Here is a 21,631-nt window from a genome sequence, read left to right as displayed (position 1 = left end):
CTAAGTTCCAGCTTCTGCGCAAATTCCATGGCAAAAAAGCTCAAATACACTCGGGGCCTGACGAGCTAAATAATCCATATCACCTATCAGAAGCGACTGAACTACTAGACCTTGTATCATTCCGATGTACTGTGTAGCAGCTACCTCAATATCAAGATCCCGCCGCAACTCTCCACTAACTTTTGCATCCGCAAGTTGCTGTACTACTCTTTCGCGATAACGGCCAAGTAGTGATTGCACCATTCTACGGGCCGGTGTTAAGCGGGAGTGTTGCAGCTGACCTAGTAATAAACGAGGCACACCTGGATGTTTTTTTATGAACTCAATGTGAGTAAGGAACATTGCCTGCAATTTAGATAAGGGACTTTCAACTTCGCTGGCTGCATTATCAAGTCGTTGCATTACACGCTCTGCCACCCAACCAATCACTGACTCCCAGATGGCATCTTTGCTTATGAAATGCCTGAACAAGGCCCCTTGGGTCACCTTCATCCGTTTCGCGATCTCTGAAGTAGTAATATTTGCTGGATCATCTTCTGCACATAGACTTATCACAGCTTCAACAGTTTTCTCGCGACGCTCTTCCGAGGAGAGATTAGTTCTAATAGGCACTGTTTTTTCCGATTTAAGATAGTAATAGATTACTATCTTAAATCGTTTGATTTCTGACATCAATAGTTTTTAACTATCAGTAAAAAATGCATAATGGAATCGAGCTTTGCCGCAGATGGTTCGCGCGTGCTCAAAGTCAACACTTCCGTTGTAGATTAAAAACAGCTATGTCAATCCTTTTTGCATAGCATGTAGCTGGGACTACAGGAACAAATCAACTAAGTTTCACAATATGATTTGCGAAACACTCCCTTGATTTTGCTAATGAATTATTTTCATTTTTTGGTGCAGCGAAGAGTCGGTGGTATCTCTAGAACTCCAGGCTCAGTGCAACTGAACCAAAAGTATGGCTGCCTGTTTGCTGGTCAAACTCACGAGTTCTCCAAACACGCATCACCGCCAGCCGCACGCCACGTCCGACAAATACCCATTGACTACTAATGCCTACAGCAGCCTGAGCGACCCAAGGTCGTCGGCCGACGTTATGACTGAACCGAAACATATTTCCGTCCAGAGTGAAATCCCATGCAACAGCTTTAACTTCCAGGTTTAGAAAAGCATGAGTTCCAGGTTTTGGTGCCTGGGTTGCTTGCGGATTTGTTGTACGCAGACTGGCAACGTTTGAAGGCGGACGGTTTTCTGCTCCAGGACGGATCGGATAGCTGCCAAAGTCGTTTGGGATATTCCAGCCCGTGCGCAATTCCAGGCCAGTACTGGCGGCGGTTTCAATGTTTCCAACCCTTAGACCGTAGCTACCGATTACGTCGCTACCCCAGCCAGGACGGACAGCTCCCTCCCTGTACGGCTTGAACTTGCGCTCCATGGCCATCTGAAACGCAGGTTCGTTGCGTAACTGATTATCCCAGCCGCGAAAAAGATCGATTCCACGTACTCGATGTACCAGGTCCTGAGATTGCTCTGCCATCGACCAGGGGCCGATCACACCCAGTGTCAACTCGCGCACGTCCAGCATTTCGTAATTGGCTGCTTGGGGGTGGACACGGCGATTCCACGCCAGCCCCAGGTAGAATAAACCAGCATACGGCCGATCTTCTGGAATCAGATCGAAGCGCGCTTTGTCTTCGGGAGTATACATGGCCTGGCCAAAGCGGACGACGACATTTTGCGAAGCCGACTGGGCGCCAGACTCACGCCAGAACTCGGGATCAGCCCAACCGATAAAACGAGCGTACCAACCAATCGGCTGAGGTAAACACTCCGGGCGGAGTGCGCCTTGCAGATCACGAGAAACCACTGTAAACGCCACCCCGTTGGTGTAGTTTCTATCGGTACCGGTGAACAAATCGTTTTCTAGGCGCAAGGTGCCACCTCTCCAGTGCACGGTTTGTTCTGGCAGGCAGCGCAGGTCGGGCGAGCGCGTGAGTTCCGTGCTGCAAGCGGCAAACGGGCCGAGCAACGCGCAGGCAGCCAATACTTTAGCCTGCGGCATCTGTCGCCACACTTTGATGCCCAACGAGCGGGAATATTGACTACTTTGTTGCATCAAGATGCGTGCACCACTAACAGCCTCGCCGATGCAGAACCATTCGAGAGTATTAAAAGCTTCCTTAGCATCCTATTTACACCTGGACAATTCAAAATCAGCTGGAGAAACATAGAGCCATGCTGCAATCGACTATGAAGCACGATCCGGTGAATTCTCATGCTACCACTCAAAAAACTGTGATCACTTGTGTTTTCGCATTGGGCAAGTGCTCAGTCCCAGCCAGCGCCAAGGTGGATACAGCCACAACGGCACGCTGAGCAGGATCAGCCCGAAGATGATGCGCTATGCGGTCGATATTTCCAACGTTGACTTGCATGATGGTCTCCTTCTGTTGAATCAAGATCTTGTCAATGTGGTGCACGCGGTTGCGCTCGGGTCCCAGCCCGGGCCGGATTCGCGTCCAGCGGGGGCGCTGCGGGCACTTCCCAACCGCCACCGAGCGCCTTGTACAGCGCCACCAATTGCATGGCTGCGCTGGTGCGCGCGTGCATGGCTGCGGTTTCGGCATCGTGTAAGCTACGCTGGACCACCAGCAGTTCAACAAAAGCGATGTCGCCTGCGGCGTAGCGCGTCTTGGCGTGGACGTGGCTGGCGCGCGCCGCATCCAGTGCTATCTGGCTGCGCTCAAGTGTTTCCAGCCCGCCGTAGTAGTCACCCAGCGCGCGTTCGGCATCACCCAGCGCTGCAATCACAGCCTGTTCGTAGGCAAGCGCGGCCTGCCGCTCGACCGCCTCGCGCGCCCGAATTTCAGCTCGTACACGGCCTCCGTCGAACAGGCGCCAGGAAATCAGCGGCAAGATGGAAAAGCGCGAACTGGATGCATCGAACCAGTTGCCCGTGCTGAGTGCCTGGAACCCGCCGCCGACTCCGATGGAAAGTTTGGGGAACAGCTCAGCCGTGGCTAGGCCTATATCTGCGGAACTCGCAGCTAGGTGTCGCTCCGCGGCCAAAACATCAGGGCGACGACGCAGCACGTCGGCGCGCTCGCCTACCGGCAGCGCACGCAGCGTATAAGGAGTCAATGGACTGTTGAGCAGCGCCAGTTCACGTTCTGGCGGTGCGCCCAGCAGCACGCCCAGAGCGAGCACCGCCGCGCGCTGACGCGCCTCGATATCCGGCAAGTGCGCGTTGACACCTGCCCATTCGGCATGAGCTGCGTCCACGTCGGCAGCAGACGCATCGCCCAATGCATGCCGCAGGCGCACTAACTCCAAAGTCTGCTGCAACGTGTCCAGCGTGGCATGTTGCGCGTGCAATTCGAATCTGGAGCCAACGGCTGTGAACCAAGTTCGGGCGACTTCTGCGACGATGCGCATGCGTACGCCATGTGCCTCAATTTCGGTCGCCTGCAAGCGGGCGCTGGCGCCTTCCAGAGCCCGCTGCTTGGCACCGAATAGATCAGCCTCCCAGGCCGCGTCGAAACCTGCGTCGTAAATGGTCTGAGTGGCGTCAAGGCCCGGAATGGTGCCTATGGGCAAAGGGCCGTTTTCGCTTTGCCGGCGTCGATTGACGCTAGCGCCTACGCTGGTGGTGGGCAGTCTTTGGCCTGCCACGCGGTCGCGTAGGGCGCGCGCCTCGTCGATGCGTGCGGCGGCATGGCGCAGGTCGAGGTTTTGCGCCAGTGCAGTGGCCAGCAGGCGATCAAGCACCGGATCGTCCAAAGCTGACCACCAGTGTGTCAAATCCGCCGATTCTGATACGCTTGCCAGCGGTAAGGTCCAGCTGCTGCCAATGTCGACCGGCGGCGATTCGCGGTAGTCAGGGCCTACGGCCGCGCAGGCAGTCAGCAGCGTGCAGAACAAGACCAATTCGAGCGGACGCAAGCGCTCTGGGACTAATTTAGTGGCGGCTACGTGAGAAAAGGGAGTGTGGGTATTAGGTTTCATTGCAGGCGTCCTCGGACGAATACGGTGGCCATCGTCAGTGTGGCCAAGGCGATAACCGCCAACGGCCACATGCTGGCGAGAATATCACTTGGCGGCATGGCTTTGAGAAAGCTGCCCTCGACGATAATGAGGAAGTGCGTCAGCGGAATAGCTTGGGCCAGCCACTGCAGGACCTCCGGCATATTTTCCACCGGCGTCGCAAAGCCGGACATAAGCACTGCCGGCACGCCAATGGCGAACGCCCCCAGAATGGCTTGCTGTTGCGTCATGCTGACTGCTGAGATCATCAGGCCAATGCCGACCACCGACAGAATGAATAGCACCAAGCTGGCCAGTAACAGGCCGAACGACCCGGTAAAGGGAATGCCGAATAGGAATACACCTGCGCTGACCATGAATAGACCAAGCAAGGTGCCGATCGCTAGCGCTGGCAGCGACTTGGAAATGATGATTTCTGACGTCGAGGTAGGAGAAACCAGCAATTGGTCGAAGGTACCGAGCTCACGTTCGCGCGCAATCGACAGCGAGGTGATGAGCAACGCGCTGAATAGCGCCAAGATGCCGGCGAGGCCAGGAACAATGAACCAGCGGTAAACGAGGTTCGGATTGAACCAATGACGCACAAGCACAGGTATCGACACTTGTGCGTCAGGCGTAACCTCGGCGGCGACTTCGGCAGCGATGGTAGACAGATAGGCGACGGTGATTTGGCCTGAATTGCTGCGGCGTCCATCGACCAACACCTGCGCACGTCCACTTTCGCCAGCGGCAATCGTGCGCGAAAAATCCATCGGGATGGCGAGAGCAGCGATCACCTCTCCCCGATCGATCAGCTCGTGCAACTGCCGCTGGCTATCCACATGTCGAACGTGACTGATAAAACGGGAACTATCCAAACGCTGCACCAGTTCGTGCGACCAGCGGCCCGCATCCTGGTTGTAAACGGCGATATCCACATTGCTCACTTCAAGCGTTGCAGCAAAGGCAAATACGAGCAGTTGCAGGATAGGCGGCACGAACACCACCATGCGGCTTCGCGGATCGCGCAGGACGAGAAGCACTTCCTTAATGAATTGGGCACGTAAGCGGGTGAAAGACAATGTGAAGGTCAGCATAGCGTCACTCCAGATTCTTGCGCGTCGCACGCTTGGCGATCATGAAGAATAGCGATCCGATCAACATCATTGCTCCCAAGTTGGGAAGGAATACCGCCCAGATGTCTCCGGCTAGGAACACTGTCTTCAGTGAGTCAACAAAGTAGCGAGCTGGAACCAGTCGGGTAATAGCCCGGATCGGTGCCGGCATGGCGTCGATTTCGTACAGGAAGCCGGAGAGCATGAAGGCCGGAAGGAAACCTGTGAAAAGCGCAATCTGCGCAGCCAGGAACTGGTTGCGAGCCAGCGACGAAATGAGTAGGCCCTGTCCTAACGCCGGCACCATGAATACCGCTGACAATATCAGCAATGCCGACAGCGAGCCGCGCAGCGGCACGCCAAACACGAATACGGCCAACGCTGTCGCACCCAGCGTGGACAGCATGCCGAGCACGAAGTACGGCAACAGTTTGCCGATCAGGATTTCCCCGACCGAGGCTGGCGTGGACAGAACCGCCTCCATGGTGCCGCGCTCCCATTCACGAGCTACCACCAGCGCGGTAAGCATGGTACCGATAATGGTCATGACGATTGCGATCGCACCGGGGATCAGCGCCCGGCGGCTCTCCAGCTCTGGGTTAAACCAGTAGCGTGGCTCCAGCACTAAGGCTTGCGCTGGCGCTGCAACATCAAGTCCAGCGCGCCAGCTTTGGACCACACCGCGGGCATAGTTTTCGACGTAGTTGGCGGTATTGGGGTAGGAGCCGTCAGTAATGATCTGCACCAGCGGCTGACTGCCCGGTTGAACCAAGCGCTGCTCGAAATCCTGTGGAATCACCACGTAGCCGCGCAGCTCGCCAGTAATCAGTTTGTCGGCAACTTCGCGGCGATCATGGGCAAAATGTGCATCCAAAAAGCGGTTGGCCGAAAAGGCGGCAGCCAGATTTTGTGCAGCGGCGCCGGGGGATTCCAGTACCACCCCGACGCGAACGTTCTTGGCATCCAACGACACTGCATAGGCGAATAGCAGCAGCAAGACCACCGGCAACACGAAGGCGATCAACAGCGTCGAGGGGTCGCGCAGCGCCTGCAGGCTTTCCTTGTAAACAAGTGCAATGAGGCGCTGCATATCGAAGCGGCGCACGCTGGCCTGCAGCGCGCCGTCTCCGTCCTTGGGTTGTGACGTGGCGTTCATTCGGCGGACTCCATTTCTCGATCGGCCGACTCCACCAGATGAATGAAGGCATCCTCCATTGTCGGGTCCGGCCGATTGGCATTGGCGGCGAGCCGCTTGAGCGCATCTGGGGTGTCCAACGCAATCAGACGCGCGCGATAGAGCATTGCCACTCGGTCGCAGTACTCAGCCTCGTCCATGAAGTGAGTGGTGACCATGATTGTCACGCCCTTGCGCGCCAAGCCGTTAATGTGAGTCCAGAATTCACGCCGGGTGATGGGATCCACGCCAGACGTCGGTTCGTCCAGGAACAGCACAGGGGGCCGATGCATCAGTGCGCACGCCAGCGCTAGACGCTGTTTGAGTCCCAATGGCAAAGAGTCAGGTGCTGCAGACAACCAATCACTTAGAACGAATGTGTCGATCATTTCTTCGATACGTTTACGTCGTGTATAGCTATTTAATTGATAAACTCCGGCAGAAAACTCTAGATTCTGGCGCACCGAGAGCATGCTATAAAGTGAGAACTTTTGCGCCATATAGCCAAGCCGACTTTTGGCCTCGCCGGTAGCCAGACGTAGATCGTGCCCCACCACTTGCGCTTCGCCATGGCTGGGTTTAAGCAACCCACACAGCATTTTGAAGGTAGTGGACTTGCCTGCTCCGTTGGGGCCGAGCAAGCCAAAGACTTCGCCTTTTCGCACCTCAAAAGTGACATTATCGGTGGCTGTGAAATCGCCGAAGCGTTTGGTCAAATTACGGCATGACACGGCAATATCCGAGCCGAGTTCGACTGGCGATAAGCGCTCGGCCAAAGCTGAAGTGCCGCCGGGACCGCCGCCGAGCAAATCGATGAAGGCGTCCTCGAATCGCGCGGGCACTGCAGTAAGCCGCACTTTCGCCTTATCGGCCAGCGCCTGGATCTGCTTCACTTGCGCGCCGTCGCGCAGCACTATCCGTACCCCGGCCCCCTGGATTACGCCATCGCTCACGGTGGGCAGATTGAGTGCTTCGGTCAGGACCGCCCGGCGCTCAGAGCCGACGTCTTCCAGACGGAAACTTCGACCTTCGAGTTGCGCAGTCAGTTCTTGTGGCGGGCCATCGAACAAGAGTTGCCCCTTGTTTAGCAACAGTACGCTCTCGCAGCGTTCGGCCTCATCAAGATAGGCGGTAGACCACACCACGGCCATGCCCTCATCGGTCAGCGCCTGCACCATGCGCCACAAATCCTGGCGGCTGACCGGATCGACTCCCACGCCGGGCTCGTCCAGCAGCAGAACCTTTGGTCGCGCCATAAGCGCACAAGCTAGACCCAGCTTCTGCTTCATACCACCGGAGAGCTTTCCGGCAAGACGCTTGGTAAAGGGGCCAAGCCGGGTGAAGTCGAGCAGCTCGTCGAACAAATCGGCGTTGCGGTTTGTGTCCATGCCACGCAACTGCGCATATAAGCGCATATTTTCCATCACCGTAAGGTCTTCATAAAGGCCGAAGCGCTGCGGCATGTAGCCACTGGCGACATGAATGGCGTCGTTGTCCCGCACGACGTCGTACCCCGCCAAGGTGACGTGGCCGGCGTTGGGCACCAATAGGCCGGTCAAAATCCGCATTAGCGTCGTCTTTCCAGCGCCGTCAGGGCCGACCAGCCCCGTCAGCCGCCCGTACTGGATGCGTGCGCTCAAGTCCCGCAGGGCCTGTACTTTGCCAAAATGCTTATCCACTCCTTCGATGATTACGGCAGTGGTATCCTCGCTTTCGCTCTTCGGCGTAGCTGCAACAAAAGGGTTCGTTTGCATCTTAACGTTCACCTGTGTGGGAACTGGGACCGGATTTAGCATCAATCTCGACCGTTACCGGCATGCCCTGGCGCAGCGCGGTGTCGCTTTCGGCTTCGTCGATGACGATGCGCAGGCGATACACTAGGTCCGTGCGTAGATCTGCGGTTTCCACCGTTTTGGGTGTGAATTCAGCGCGTGGTGAGATGAAGCCGATCTGACCACGATAAATCTTGTCGGAGGAATCGCTCTTGACGCTTACTGCGGTTCCAGGCGCGATGCGTCCCAAATCCCGCCCCCCCACATAGGCGCGCACATAAACAGGCTTGTCCAGGCTCAGACTGTAAACCGTACTTTGGCTCCCGACCATGCTTCCCGGCTCACGCACCCGTGCGATGACAGTTCCTCTACTCGGCGCCATCAATTCGGTGTCCGCCAGGGCGGTAGCAAATTGCGATGCGACAGCCTGCGCGGCCGCAAGACGAGCCTCGGCCGCAGCAATGTCTTCTTTGCGAAAGCCTTCGGATGCTTGCGACAGAGCAGCTTTGGCTGCTTCGACGCTAGCGGCGGCCTGATCTCGTGCTGTGTGGGCGGCATCGACCGTACGCTGGCTGCTGGCGCCCGATGCTAGCAGGCGACTCTGCCGCTGAAAGTTGCTCTCAGCTTCGATGGCGAGCGCTTGCGCCTGCTTGAACGCCTCGCTTACCTGAGTGATTTCCTGTGGGCGCAAGCCGTGGCGCAGCTTGGCCAGTTCCGCCTGCGCAACCTGCACTTGGGCTTGCGCTGCCGCAAGTGCTTCCCGGTAAGGTTGCGCGTCAAGCGCCGCCATGCGTTCGCCGGCACGTACGGCATCGCCTTCATCAAAAGCCATTTCAGTCACGCGCCCAGACTGACGGAAAGCCAACTGCACCTCCCGAATGTCAACGTTGCCGTACAAACGCAGCACGCTATCATCCGTGGCTGCGCGATGCATCCAAAGCAAGACAATACCACTCGCGAAGATCACAATTGTCGCCATGACGAGTATGCGTTTAACTGTTTTGGAGAGATCACTGATTTTCATTGCTCGGCCTCTACGTAGCAAATACCTCGACGATAGGTGAAAACATACTCGGTGCATCATGGTAGAAACGTATCGCGTTGCCAGCCTTCAAAGAATGCATAATTGCCTGCAACAAGATGGTTTCCTTGAACAGAAAATGACGAAACACGGAGATCTTAAGAGGTCTCAAGTGCTGTGCGATAGTCGTCGAGATATTTTAGAACTTAGCGCGACTGTTAAGTCGGTTACGACCTCTCTAGCGACTGCTCGTCTCTCACAGGCAGATAAGTAATTGAGATGCCCGCTCATTAATCACACACCCATAAGATAGTAACTGATTACTATCTTATCACTGCATTGACTTTTTGCAAGAGGTTAAGTGCGGAAAGGGGGCCGCGATGTAAATGGAGTTACTGTTTAAAGTCACTCTACTCTTCAAATTTGATTTACTTAGGCGAACCATTTCATCACAACTTTGCCAGAGGTCTTCAATACAATTAGCGCGAATATGACTGGGGGACAGCGATTTTATCTCCTTGGTCGTATCGATTGACATATCTACTGACTTTAGCGCCAAGCACATATTTTAAATACCACGGTGTTTTACAAAAACAAGAAAAATATTTTATTTGCATTATGCACCGCTCATTGAATAATCGGCATTAGAAACTGTGCTTTAATTACTTGCTAAGTTATTGGTATTTTAGGCCCCTGACTAATGTCAGAATTTATTAAGGATTTGTTTTGAGCTACACTTTGTTTTTCTTTAATAGGTGTAGATGACTCCGCAACATCTGAGCCAAGGAACTGTTTTATATACTCCGTAGGGGACTTATTCATCACACTTGTCAGACCGATATTTATGAATGATGTTGCAACTCCAACGGCACCTCCCCAAAAAGCGCCGCCGGCAACTTGAGAAAGATATCCTATATCATCGCCAGTCCAATCCCGGTAATAATGGCTGACTAACGGAATATGCTGTAAAGGATTAACGACATCTATTACATCACCAAGAACAGGTGTCTTTCCATTAGCAAATGGTGTTGCAGAAGGTGAGTCTTCGACGAGATTTTCAGCTTTATCAGCCTTTAATGCTGATTCAATCATGCTCTGCATCATATTCTTTGTCATCGCGGCAAACATGGCATCAGAATCAGCAAGGGGCTGCATTTCACTACTATGCTGCTCACTCAGAAGACTCACTAACTGAGTTGCCGCAACATCGGTTTTTTCATCCTCCGGGTTTAGCAAAGAGTTAAGTATTTGCGTGAAGTCAGTTTTCTTATCGCTTTCTTTGTCATTATCTCCTTGCCAACCTGTTATTGTATTAAACATATTTTTGTCAATTTGCATTGTATATTTCCTTTATAGTATGTTGTTGTACCTGATCTCTAATGTTGACCGGAACAAAAAGACTTTTATTGTCAAATTGAGCTTCGGCATGATCAGGATATACACGAGAAACCTTCAATAGAGCTTTAGCCTCTTCATTTGAGGTATAGTTATTACCCCAGCTATCGGTAAAACTATTGCTATATAACAAACTAAATATGTCGCCAGGTCTCAGGCCTTGCCGGCTCCCAGCACTTATTGTGATCGTATGGCCTTGTAACCGGATAACCTGAGCCCTTACCCGAACACAACTTAAAACTTTAGCTAGATCGTCAACGGACTCATTTATTAATCTTTGTAATTCGATGCCAAAATCTGACCGCCAAATTTGATCACTTCCCGCATTAATTTGGGTAGTAATTGAGTAAGGCCATAAAGTCCGAGTCTGGTAATTTTTAGTATGAATTAAAAGTCCACTTACTCCTTCTAGTAGACTTATCTCAAGTGCAAACTGACGAATCCAACTTTCACTCTTGAAAGGGCCACCTGGATTTCGTCCGAATGATAAGTTACGTATTCGGCCTGAAACAATGAACTGCGACTGAGTATTGTCTGACATAGACCTTAGTTGCTTTATAGCTGTAAACTTCTGATATTGCTCAGGAGGGAATAAAGCTACAGGAGTTACCGCTTTGATTAAGAAATCTGCCGGGCTACGTTGAATCGCCGATGTAAAACGAGTATTAATTTCCTTAGTCAGTTCAATATTGCCTGATCCAACCTGTGCAGAGTCCGCGGCAAGGCTGAAAGGAGTTAACAGCAATGCCTTGGCTACATTGCGATCGTTACAGAGATTAGCCTGTGGCCAAATATCTGCTTTCAAAGTAATGGACAACTGACCATCACGCTCGTGCTCTTCCTGAATGATAATTTGCGATATCGGTACAGAAGAGTGCAAAGTAAACAATTCACCAGGCAGCTCTTCCGGGCGAAATAAATCTAGAGCTGCCAATGAAACCTCGGCCTGTATCAACACATTACGTAATGCCTGCCTAGCCGCTTGTTGTCTAGCTAATGCCCGATTGTTCTCAAAAATTACAGCGGTACCACTACCACTAAACCATTCAGCTTTAACAGAAAAAGTTAACAAAACTAAAATGATTAATTGCATTGTTTTCATCAATACCACCACTTTGATTTTACCCCTACAGGCATGCTCTCAACTTGCGGCAATGTGATCAGATTCGCTGTGTCTAACTTCATTTTGGTAAAATGTAGCTTACCGTCAACAGCTGACTCAACCAGCTCAGCACCCTTGATGACACCCTGGACATGGCTTTGTACTAAATCTTGCGTTATTACCGATTTGTCTGTAATTGAATTTGCAGATAGTTTTTTGCCATAGAGTTGCTCAGCCAGCTGTCGGTAGGCATCCTGACGTGACGCGGCTATGGCCAATAGCAACCTGTCCTCATAGGTAGTTCCAGGTTGAGAGTCCACCACAGCATATCCTGTCGCCTCGAGGATCAACCTTTTTGCTGGTGGTTCTAAGGTGTACCTTATTGTGCGCTCATAACTGCAACCACAAAGCATTGTAACAATCAGCATTAAAGTAGAGCGATACGTTAAAATGGCCATAGCTCGGGATTGTTAAGTTTCTCTGTTAGCCAGCCTAAGCGCTGAGTGTCTGCCAAGGCTCCAGTACCAGAGTACTCGATACGGGCATTCGCAATTTTGGTCGATTTAATTCTGTTATCGTTATCTATATCCTTAGCCCGAATAATTCCAGTTAACCTTATGAATTCTTGGCCATTATTTATAAGCATCCATTTGTCACCCCGCACTAATAGATTATCGTTGTTTAATACTCGTATCACGGTCACAGTAAGCTCCCCTTCAAAGTTGTTACTTTGACTTGCTGAACCATCTCCTTGAAATTGTTGGTCTTGGCTCAATCCCAGGTTTACTTCTCTACCGGCTATCTTCAGATTTCCACCAGGAATTTGGATCGGGTCAAGATTGTAATCTGAGCTTTTTCTCAGCTGAGTATTGCCTTTCTTGATAGCTTTGGTGGATTCAGATAGTTGCACAGAGACTATATCGCCAGCTCTAAAATGTGATCGCTCGACATAGAGGCTATGTAACCGGTCAGGGTTGAATAACGAACCATTCATTTTGGCCGGCAATACCTCAGGTTCAGGTTCTAAAGCCGCATAATAAGGATCATTTGGGTCTGGCCAATCCAATCTAGAGGCTGGTAAACCAGCCTTAGGTCTCACACGGTCTTCCAAGCCAGGTGGAGGAGCCTTATCGTTAAAAAAGGAACAGGCAGTTAAAGTTGCAAAACCCAAAATTAAGCAGACGATATTTTTATTCATATTCATCATTACCTTCGCTAGCCCTACTATGTTTTAGGCAACGTAACAAAGAAATGTGGAAAAATTATGGATGAAAATAGATAAAGCGTTATTTAACTTTGTTGCCGTTCACAGAGAAGCTTTGGTTACATGCATTACTGACTTCAAACAGCGGGTTTTTGTCTGGCCATCTTGCACCTCAATACTCGGTAGGATACCTGGCAAAATTCCCTCCTCTTGCAAAATGTCAATTCAGTGATAAGATAGTAATTGATTACTATCTTATGGTGTGTTCGATGTGTTGATATTCCAAATAGTTAGCGATGGATGTGGCCACAGTGTCACTAGCTGCGAAGATTACATGGTTACCAGCAGAGTAAGGCTGGCTGCTGAGGTTTGCAGCGCAGCCTGCTCAAGGTTGTGAGTTAATGCGCCGTCTACAGCCTTCACTTTGCCCGAGCAAGCCTGCTAGCGTGCTTACCAAAATCTATGGTGTGGAGGTGGAATAATGGTAAATACAGAAATGCAAAGTACATTTGAAACTGTTCAGCTTTCTCAAAAAGCTTTTTTATTGGTCTCCATATTGAAGCAACAAGTGACAAAGTCCGAATTACCTCCGAAGATCAACCAGCAGATGACTATTAAGATCAATGAATTAAACAGTGTATTGTCTGAGCTGAGCGCTTACATAATGTCGTTAAACTGTAAGAATAAAATAAGTAAAAACTCTTCCGTTACTAACGCTGATGGCTTTTTTATGGTGCTGGATGAAAGTGATTTTACGCTGCGTTCTCAAAATTGTTTAGTTAGGCTAACAAAAATCGAATTCATGCTACATAAGATAATGGCTAAGCATCCGAAACAGGTGTTCACTCGGAGTCATTTGATTGATAGCACCTATAACGAGTACGCCGATATTTCTGAGAGAACTATAGATTGCCATATTCGTAAACTTCGCGCTAAGCACAGACAACTTTACCCTGATCTGTTGTTTATACATACTATGTATGGAGCCGGTTACTATTACTCAGAGCCTGTTGATGCTCAAAAATCAAATTCGATTACAACAGAAATGAATATAAAGTGGAAAACTTGACTATCCTGATTTCTCAAAGATTACGAAATTTCCTCTTCTCTGCATTATTCAGGGAAGCGAGCCACAGTATTTTCTTGTTAAAAACGGTAAGAATAACGCTGTGATTGAATATCACTAAAAAGCAGATTTAACGTTTGATTGGTTTATTTTCTTCATTTTTTAGTGCAGGGATATAGGGCGCATGTTTGCATTTTATATTAAACGAACCTTTTGGTGGTTACTTGTTTCTCTAGTTTCTTTATGGAGATTATTTATGATTAAAACTGAAAGAATTAACCCATATTTAATTGCACCCGGCGCCATGCTACCGCTCCAGGAGTTGAACATCTACATTAAACAATGCGGCTTACCAACTGGCCTTGTTGAACTGATTAAAATCAGGGTATCCCAACTAAACGGCTGCGCTTATTGCCTGCAACTCCATACTAAAGAAGCCCGGGAGCAAGGAGAGTCAGAGCAGCGAATATATTTACTCTCTGCGTGGAGAGAAGTCAGTTTCTATACGGAACATGAACAAGCAGCTCTTGAGTGGGCTGAAGTGCTCACGTTCATCTCTGAAAATAATGTTACTGATCAATTATTTAAAAGGATGAGGCAACTTTTCCAGGAAAAGGAGCTAGCCGATTTGTCCGCGCTAATTGGCTTAATTAATTCCTGGAATCGTTTTGCAATTAGCTTTAAGTACCTATATCCATAAATATGTCAGCGGTAATGTTTTTCTTTAATTTTCTTCTCAGAAACAGCATTGGGAATAAATTGGCGAGCTGGACCTGACATAACCGGTGTTGCTATCCTGCCGCTGCAAGGTTGACGCGCCGAGCTGTTCACAACTGGTATTGCCCCGTTTTTCAATTACAATACACAGGTTAACTACTATCTACTTAACTGCAGGAAGCGACTTGTGTACAGCGATGATTTTAACTATAAACGCAAATTTATTGTCAAACTTGGCAAGATGCTGCATAAGTACGGCACGCCGGCGTACCGGCTGGAAGCGCACTTAACTGAGCTGACTACCCATCTGGGTTTGAAAGCGTCGTATATTATTTCGCCCACCTCAATGACCTTTGTGATCTGGACAGAAGGGCACGATCAGGAATATACCCATGCTGCCCGGGTAAACCCGGGTGATCTGGATTTAGGTGCGCTGTCGCGCACTGACGAGCTGGTTGATCAGGTGCTGCAAGGCCAGGTTAGCCTGCATGAGGCTGATGCGCTACTCGATGCGATAGACGCCCGCCCCAGCTCCTACAGTAAGCTGGCTACGGCGGTGGCGATGATGGCCTCGGGCGGGGCCTTTGCCATGCTAATGGCCACCAGCTGGAATGATGTGCTGTGGTCGGCCTTGCTATCATTACTGGTTTATCTGTTTATCCTGTGGGCGCAGCGCTCGCCGCGGATTGCCAATATGCTGGAGCCGTTGGTTGCGATGGTGGCCGGTATTGCCGCTTGTGCCATCAGCAGTTATATCGACCCTGGTATTAATATCCGGTTAGCGGTATTGTCAGCCATTATTTCCTTTATCCCCGGCCTGGCATTAACTATAGGGTTTGCTGAATTAGCCGCGCGGCATCTGGTGTCGGGCAATGCCCGCATTATGGATGCGCTAATGATGCTGTTTAAGTTGTATTTTGGTGCTTTCCTCGGTATTGCCATCGGCTTTACGCTGTTTGGTATGGTCGACTTTGTTAAGCCGGAGCCGATATCCCGCCACTTTGCCTGGCTGGCAGTCGGCATTCTGGTCAGCTCACTGATAGTGCTGTTCAGAAGCCGCGGCAAATATACGTTGTGGTCACTGGCGGCCGGCTTTATTGCCTATGGTGTCAGCATAACGGGTGCCAGTTTATTTGATTACACCATGGGGGCTTTTCTCGGCGCCTTTGCCGTAGGCATTTACAGTAACCTGTTTACCCGCTTAGCCAAGGCGCCCGCGGTTATTGTCGCCATGCATGGTTTAATCGTGCTGGTGCCCGGCAGTAAAACCTATATTGGCCTGAACTCACTGATTTCAGGTCAGGATTTCGTGGTGTCAGACCGGGTGGGTCAGCAAACCTTTATGATTTTAATGGCACTGGTAGCGGGGCTTATTTTCGCCAATGTGGCACTGCCACCGAAGAAAAGCTTATAGGCCGGTGGTTGCAGGCAAATTAACTTTTGCTGGCGTTCCAGCGGTTAATTTACAGTTGCTTTAGTAAATATAATTGGTACCTTTGTTTTTCTGTTAAAGGAAAATACTCATTTTAGATTAAGGAATACCGATGAAACTACCGATAATAATTGTAGTCGCGCTGGCAACTGCCGTGTTTAGGGCTGATGCTGTTGGTTACGCCGATGTGCATATTACTTATATGCAGCCGGCAGCAGGCGACGCCATCTGGAGCAGAGAAAAACAAGTTACACCCCGCTATCCGTTAGAATTAGCTCAACAAGGCATTATCGGTTGTGGTGTATTTAACGTAACCATTAACGAAAAAGGCAAAACCACCGACGTTAGCCTGGTTAGCTCAGTGCCTGACAAAGTTATCGCCAGACCAGCCAGCAAAGTTATCAAAAGTTGGAAGTGGGTCAACAGTAGCGAGTTAGCCAATGCGCCAGAGCAAAAGCTAATCCGGCTGGATTTCTGCATGGGCGGCAGTAGCATGGAAGAGGCGCAGGCGCGTTGTCAGGTACAGGCTACAGCCGCCTGTCAGGGCTGAGGTTAATTAGCTGTCAGGTGCGTTACTTCGCTTGCAAGAATTGGTGTTATAGTCTGCTTAATGTCAATCTGCTTAAGGCGGCAATATGAATCTGGACAAAGCGAAAAAGCGCATCGCGAAACACATCAACAAGGGGTTCGACGGTTACCCGCAAATTACCCTGGCGTATTTTGGTGCCAACGCCGATTGCGCCACTGAAGTGGTGGTGCAGTTTGTTGCAGAGGCCGGGGCCCCGGCGCAGGAGCAACGCTTCGCCAGTAAACAGGACGCGCGCCAGGACGAAACGATTCAATCTGTGCTGATCAAAATCATCGAACGGGCTGCTGCCAGAACCGTTATGGAAGTGCCCGGCGTCGCGCTTAAACTAGATAGCGCCTAACCCCGCTGTTATTGGCAGCAGCAGTCTGCCTCCTGCTATTTGCAGAGCCAGAGCGGCCGCTTTGGCCTCCCCTTACCTGCACTCATGCACCAAAAGCTATCAGCAAAACCGGTTTGAATACGTATTCATCTTGTGGTTGCACTAAAATGGGGTTATCAAAGATGCCAGCGAAGCCTGAGCGGCCCAGAAAGTGTGCACAGCGGGCATAAAACAATACTTACAGCCTGGAGAGACAACCATCATGCAGTTAAAGCCGAACCTGAGCTTCTGGCAAATTTGGAATATGTGTTTTGGGTTCTTCGGAATTCAGTTCGGTTTTGCCTTGCAAAACGGTAATGTCAGCCGGATTTTCCAGACCCTGGGCGCCGATATGGAGCAAATCCCCATTCTGTGGATTGCAGCACCGCTTACCGGCTTGCTGGTGCAGCCGGTGATTGGCCATTTTAGTGATAAAACCTGGACTAAACTCGGCCGGCGCCGGCCGTTCTTTTTATATGGCGCCCTGGCCACCACGGCCGCTCTGGTACTCATGCCCAATTCACCCACCTTATGGTTTGCCGCCGGCATGTTGTGGATTTTAGATGCGGCCATTAACGTGACGATGGAGCCGTTTCGCGCCTTTGTTGGCGATAACCTGAATAAAAAGCAGCGGCCAACCGGTTTTGCCATGCAAAGCTTCTTTATCGGCGTAGGTGCGGTGGTCGCCTCAGCGCTGCCATGGATGATGACCAACTGGTTTGGCGTGGCCAATACAGCTGCGGCCGGCATGATCCCGGATTCGGTGGTGTATTCGTTTTACGCTGGCGGTGCGGTGCTGTTTTTAGCCGTAGGCTGGACCATTATTTCCAGCAAAGAATATAGCCCCGAGCAACTGGCGGCATTTGATGCGGCCGAGCAAGCCGAGTTTCCAAGTGCGCCACAGGCTGCCCCCGCTACTAACTACTGGAAAAGCGGCGCCGCTGCCGTGGTAATTGGTGTGATAGCGCTGGTGGTGGTGGCGTACGGCAATTTAGATAAGCAACTGTATTTATTGGGAGCGCTGATCGCCGCCTTTGGCTTAATGCAGTGGGCTGCCAGTTGGTTTAAACAGCAAGCCAACCGCAACATGCTGGTAGAAATTACCGATGACTTATTTACCATGCCTTCCACTATGCGCCAGCTGGCGGTGGTGCAGTTTTTCTCGTGGTTCCCATTGTTTGCCATGTGGATTTACACCACGGCAGCGGTAACCAGTTATCACTATGGCACTACTGACACCACGTCGCAGGCGTATAACGATGGCGCGGATTGGGTTGGGGTGTTATTTGCGGTGTATAACGGTTTTGCTGCCATTGCTGCGTTGCTGATCCCGCTGTTAGTCAAATATACCAGTACTCAGAAAGCGCATGCTATTAATTTGCTGTTTGGCGCGGCCGGCCTGTTCTCGTTCTTTGTGATTACAGATCCGGCGTTATTGTGGTTACCGATGATCGGTATCGGTATCGCCTGGGCCTCTATTTTATCCCTGCCCTATGCATTGCTGTCGAACTGCCTGCCCGCCCATAAAATGGGCGTGTATATGGGCATGTTTAATATCTTTATTGTGCTGCCACAATTATTAGCGGCGGCCATTCTGGGCAGCCTGATTGGCTACTTCTTTAATGGCCAGGCTATTTATGCGCTGGCGCTGGGTGGCTGTTCTTATGTGATTGCCGCACTGTATGTGCTGCGGGTCAAAACGGTAAAAGTGGAACGTTAATTATGTTTAAAATAGCAATTTCAGCCATCGCCTTATCACTTGCCCTGGCAGGCTGCTCGCCCGCACCGCAGCCCACCGCTGTTGGTCAGCCGGTTGTTGCCAGCACGGCCGCTCAGCACAGCGCTGCGACGCAACAGGATAGCGCCTGGTGGGATGAGGCCATTTTCTACCAGATCTGGCCCCGTAGTTTTTACGATAGCAGCGGAGATGGCCATGGCGACTTTAACGGTATGACCGTCAAGTTGCCCTATTTGCAGGAGCTGGGGGTTAATGCGCTGTGGTTAACCCCGATGTTTGAGGCGCCGTCGTATCATGGCTATGATTTTACCGAGTTTTATCAGGTTGAAAGCGATTATGGCACTATGGCAGAGTTCGAGGCTTTTATTCAGGCTGCCGATGCCAAAGGCATGAAAGTTATCCTGGATTTGGTGATTAACCATATTTCCAGTGAGCATGAATGGTTTATGCGTTCTGCTGCCGGTGAGCCACCTTACAAAAATTACTTTATCTGGCGTGATGATATGCCTGCAGCCGGCAGTGGCTGGGGCCATGCCTGGAACGACAATGATAAACCCGACGCGGTATGGCATTGGAACGAGACCCGTCAGCAATATTATTATGCCGCCTTTGGTGCCAGCCAGCCCGATGTTAACCTCGAGCACCCGGATGTGGTGGCCGAAATGGAAAAGATGGCCAAGTTCTGGCTGGATAAAGGCGTTGCCGGTTTCCGGCTGGATGCGGTGCGTTTTGCGATGGAAGGGGGGCCAGATGCCCAGGCCGATACTGCAGACACCATCGCGTACTGGCAAAGCTTTAATCAGTTTGTGAAAAGCGTAAATCCAGAGGCTTACTTAGTAGGCGAAGCCTGGGTGGATATTCCGGTGGCCGCACGCTACTACGGTGATGGCAAAGGGCTGGACCAGGGCTTTGATTTTGAAGTGGGTTATAAAATTCTTGGCTTATTGCAGCAGGATGTCGGCGGCGAAGCGCAGTTTGGTACCATGCAGTCGAATCAGCTGCAGGTAGCCGATGCTGCAGTACTGTTAGAAAACGTGCAGCAGCGGATTGACTCCGAAGCGCCGCTTAGCTTTTTTGCGCCCTTTTTAACCAACCATGATCAGGAGCGGGTGGCTTTTCAGTTAAAGCAGCACGACGCTAAAGCCAAGCTTGCAGCAGCCATGTTGTTCAGCTCGCCAGGCACGCCCTATATCTACTACGGAGAAGAAATTGGCTTAACCCAGGACAGAAGTGGCCACGATGTGTATAAGCGGGCGCCGATGCTGTGGGATAACAGCCAGCAGGGCGGCTTTACTACAAATACCCAGAGCTGGGTAGAGCAACTGGAGTTATTCGGCGAAGGCTTCCCCAACTGGTGGCCGGATTTTCTGGCTAAGCAACTGCAGGCGGGCGATCGTAGCGTAACCGCGCAGCAAGCGCAGCCAGATTCTATCTGGCAGCTGTATAAGTTTTTAATTGCCCGGAAAAAACAGCGGCCGGAGCTGGGTACCGCAGGCAGTTATCAGGTTAGCCAGCTTAGTAATGGCGTAGTGCAAATAACCCGCGAGCTGAATAATAGTAAAAGCGTATTTGTGCTGAATCTGAGCGACAGCGCCCGGGATATCAGCGCCATTAACCGTAAAGGCTTAAACCCAGGCTGGGCTTTTGACCTTGATGGTAATACCTTAGCAGCATTTGGTTTGCTGGTACTGCAAAGCACGCCCTGAGCTTACAAGGTTCTCCCTGAAACCGCCGGCTAAGTTAGAGGCGGTTTTTTTATTGCTTGCCAGCACCACCTTGTTAATTTATTGTACCTGCTAGTTTAACAAGGAGCGTCTATGAAACCTTTTATGATGTTACTCAGTGGCTTATTGCTGGCCGCCAATGCTGTTGCTGAACCTGCAAACACTAAAACCAGCCCGGAGTTATTAGCCGCATTTTCCAGCGCAGCCTCACTAAAACAAAATTTCAGCTGCTACAGTGGCCCTTTCGCCAGTTACGATAGTTGGTTGGCGATGATGAGTAAAAGCCCCAGGTTTAATGCTGAACAGTTTGCCAAGAGCGTGCCCAGAGCCGATGTGGAACGAAGGCAGCAGACGCTCGACTGCCGGGTATTTGTTTATGAGTCAGACGGCATTCTGGTGGAGGGGGTAATGGTTCGGCCAAAAGCCAGCGCCAGCGCGGTTAGCAAGCTACCCGTAGTGATTTATAACCGAGGCGGCAATGCCAAAGGTGGTACTCTGGTGTATGGCGCAATTCATTACAGTATGATGCCGCTGGCCGAGCTGGGCTATATTGTTATCGCCAGTCAATACCGAGGTGCCAAAGGCTTTCCGACCAAAGTACAACAGAATTTCGAACTGGACCAGTTTGGCGGCAATGACGTTAACGACATTAAGAATTTACTACCGATTATTAATGGCATGCCAGATGCTGAAAGTGAGCGTATCGCTATGCTGGGTTCCAGCCGCGGCGGCATGATGAGCTATCTGGCGGCACGCGAGATGCCGCAGCTTAAAGCACTGATTGTCAGTGCCGGTGTTGCGGATTTAGAAGCCAGCCTGGCCGTTCGGCAGGCAATGGAGAATATCTATACTAAGTTTATTCCCAACTACGCCACAGAAAGGTCAGCGCAATTGCAGGCGCGTTCAGTGCTGTATTGGCTGGATAAGCTACCACCAACACTACCGATATTGTTACTGCACGGCGACAAAGATGTGCGGGTGGAAGTGGCACAATCCCAAACCCTGGCTCAGGCGCTGGCTGCAAAGGACCACCCTCACAAGCTGGTAGTGTACCCGGGAGCAGACCACAGCTTAGTGCCACACCGTGCTGAGGCCCATGCCGAAATCGCCGCCTGGTTACAACAGTACCTGTAAGTATGGTGTCAATCCGCTGCCGGAAACAGGCAGCGGCAATAAAAAGTACTTCTGTGTCAGACTAATA

Annotated in this window: 19 protein-coding genes; 8 read left to right on the top strand and 11 right to left on the bottom strand. The window is 51.0% G+C overall.

Annotation, left to right across the window (positions count from 1 at the left end; all coding sequences use genetic code 11):
- From WG68_RS16285 to WG68_RS16235, 11 genes are all read right to left on the bottom strand, one after another.
- Positions 1–672: a TetR/AcrR family transcriptional regulator gene (locus WG68_RS16285; protein WP_083981937.1), complete on the bottom strand. Its 672-nt coding sequence runs from the start codon at positions 670–672 to the stop codon at positions 1–3.
- 250 nt (positions 673–922) lie between these two features.
- The gene (locus WG68_RS16280; protein WP_046558776.1) at positions 923–2,116 is read right to left on the bottom strand and encodes a lipid A deacylase LpxR family protein; all 1,194 of its coding nucleotides are present in this window, start codon (positions 2,114–2,116) and stop codon (positions 923–925) included.
- A gap of 350 nt (positions 2,117–2,466) precedes the next feature.
- The gene (locus tag WG68_RS16275) at positions 2,467–4,005 is read right to left on the bottom strand and encodes an efflux transporter outer membrane subunit (protein ID WP_046558775.1); all 1,539 of its coding nucleotides are present in this window, start codon (positions 4,003–4,005) and stop codon (positions 2,467–2,469) included.
- The gene (locus WG68_RS16270; RefSeq protein WP_046558774.1) at positions 4,002–5,120 is read right to left on the bottom strand and encodes an ABC transporter permease; all 1,119 of its coding nucleotides are present in this window, start codon (positions 5,118–5,120) and stop codon (positions 4,002–4,004) included. Before WG68_RS16270 ends, WG68_RS16275 begins: the two co-directional genes overlap by 4 nt.
- Positions 5,121–5,124: 4 nt before the next feature.
- Positions 5,125–6,294, bottom strand: coding sequence for an ABC transporter permease (locus tag WG68_RS16265; protein WP_046558773.1), 1,170 nt, complete (start codon positions 6,292–6,294; stop codon positions 5,125–5,127).
- On the bottom strand, positions 6,291–8,066 hold the full coding sequence (locus WG68_RS16260; RefSeq protein ID WP_046558772.1) for an ATP-binding cassette domain-containing protein: 1,776 nt from the start codon (positions 8,064–8,066) through the stop codon (positions 6,291–6,293). Before WG68_RS16260 ends, WG68_RS16265 begins: the two co-directional genes overlap by 4 nt.
- A 1-nt stretch (position 8,067) precedes the next feature.
- Positions 8,068–9,108 carry a secretion protein HlyD gene (gene hlyD / locus WG68_RS16255; protein ID WP_046558771.1) on the bottom strand — a complete coding sequence of 347 codons (1,041 nt, stop codon included), beginning with the start codon at positions 9,106–9,108 and terminating at the stop codon, positions 8,068–8,070.
- A 666-nt stretch (positions 9,109–9,774) separates the two neighbouring features.
- A complete protein-coding gene (locus tag WG68_RS16250; RefSeq protein ID WP_046558770.1) occupies positions 9,775–10,443 on the bottom strand; it encodes a hypothetical protein in 669 nt (222 codons plus the stop codon).
- Positions 10,433–11,602 (bottom strand): flagellar assembly protein T N-terminal domain-containing protein, encoded by a 1,170-nt coding sequence (locus WG68_RS16245; RefSeq protein ID WP_046558769.1) that lies wholly within the window; start codon positions 11,600–11,602, stop codon positions 10,433–10,435. Before WG68_RS16245 ends, WG68_RS16250 begins: the two co-directional genes overlap by 11 nt.
- The gene (locus tag WG68_RS16240; RefSeq protein WP_083981935.1) at positions 11,602–12,060 is read right to left on the bottom strand and encodes an LPP20 family lipoprotein; all 459 of its coding nucleotides are present in this window, start codon (positions 12,058–12,060) and stop codon (positions 11,602–11,604) included. The genes WG68_RS16245 and WG68_RS16240 overlap by 1 nt, the downstream gene beginning before the upstream one ends.
- Entirely contained in the window at positions 12,048–12,800 is a 753-nt protein-coding gene (locus WG68_RS16235; RefSeq protein WP_052749144.1) for a flagellar basal body L-ring protein FlgH, read from the bottom strand. The genes WG68_RS16240 and WG68_RS16235 overlap by 13 nt, the downstream gene beginning before the upstream one ends.
- 487 nt (positions 12,801–13,287) lie before the next feature.
- On the opposite strand from WG68_RS16235, the gene WG68_RS19235 reads away from it, so the two are divergent.
- The 8 genes from WG68_RS19235 (at position 13,288) to WG68_RS16195 (ending at position 21,564) form a co-directional block, all read left to right on the top strand.
- A complete protein-coding gene (locus tag WG68_RS19235; RefSeq protein WP_052749140.1) occupies positions 13,288–13,875 on the top strand; it encodes a winged helix-turn-helix domain-containing protein in 588 nt (195 codons plus the stop codon).
- 253 nt (positions 13,876–14,128) lie between these two features.
- Complete coding sequence (locus WG68_RS16225) at positions 14,129–14,572, top strand: carboxymuconolactone decarboxylase family protein (RefSeq protein ID WP_052749139.1); 444 nt, start codon at positions 14,129–14,131, stop codon at positions 14,570–14,572.
- A gap of 204 nt (positions 14,573–14,776) precedes the next feature.
- Entirely contained in the window at positions 14,777–16,003 is a 1,227-nt protein-coding gene (locus WG68_RS16220) for a threonine/serine exporter family protein (protein WP_083981933.1), read from the top strand.
- A gap of 130 nt (positions 16,004–16,133) precedes the next feature.
- A complete protein-coding gene (locus tag WG68_RS16215) occupies positions 16,134–16,571 on the top strand; it encodes an energy transducer TonB (RefSeq protein WP_046558768.1) in 438 nt (145 codons plus the stop codon).
- A gap of 85 nt (positions 16,572–16,656) precedes the next feature.
- Positions 16,657–16,950 (top strand): hypothetical protein, encoded by a 294-nt coding sequence (locus WG68_RS16210; protein ID WP_046558767.1) that lies wholly within the window; start codon positions 16,657–16,659, stop codon positions 16,948–16,950.
- A gap of 241 nt (positions 16,951–17,191) precedes the next feature.
- Positions 17,192–18,688 carry an MFS transporter gene (locus WG68_RS16205; RefSeq protein WP_046558766.1) on the top strand — a complete coding sequence of 499 codons (1,497 nt, stop codon included), beginning with the start codon at positions 17,192–17,194 and terminating at the stop codon, positions 18,686–18,688.
- Positions 18,689–18,690: 2 nt separating this feature from the next.
- Entirely contained in the window at positions 18,691–20,412 is a 1,722-nt protein-coding gene (locus WG68_RS16200; protein WP_046558765.1) for an alpha-amylase family glycosyl hydrolase, read from the top strand.
- A gap of 111 nt (positions 20,413–20,523) precedes the next feature.
- Positions 20,524–21,564 carry an alpha/beta hydrolase family protein gene (locus WG68_RS16195; protein ID WP_052749138.1) on the top strand — a complete coding sequence of 347 codons (1,041 nt, stop codon included), beginning with the start codon at positions 20,524–20,526 and terminating at the stop codon, positions 21,562–21,564.
- The last annotated feature ends 67 nt before the right edge of the window (positions 21,565–21,631 follow it).

The organism is Arsukibacterium ikkense, from assembly GCF_000987775.1.
Taxonomy (GTDB): Bacteria; Pseudomonadota; Gammaproteobacteria; order Enterobacterales; family Alteromonadaceae; genus Alishewanella; species Alishewanella ikkense.
This window is presented reverse-complemented; position numbering and strand designations above follow the sequence as displayed.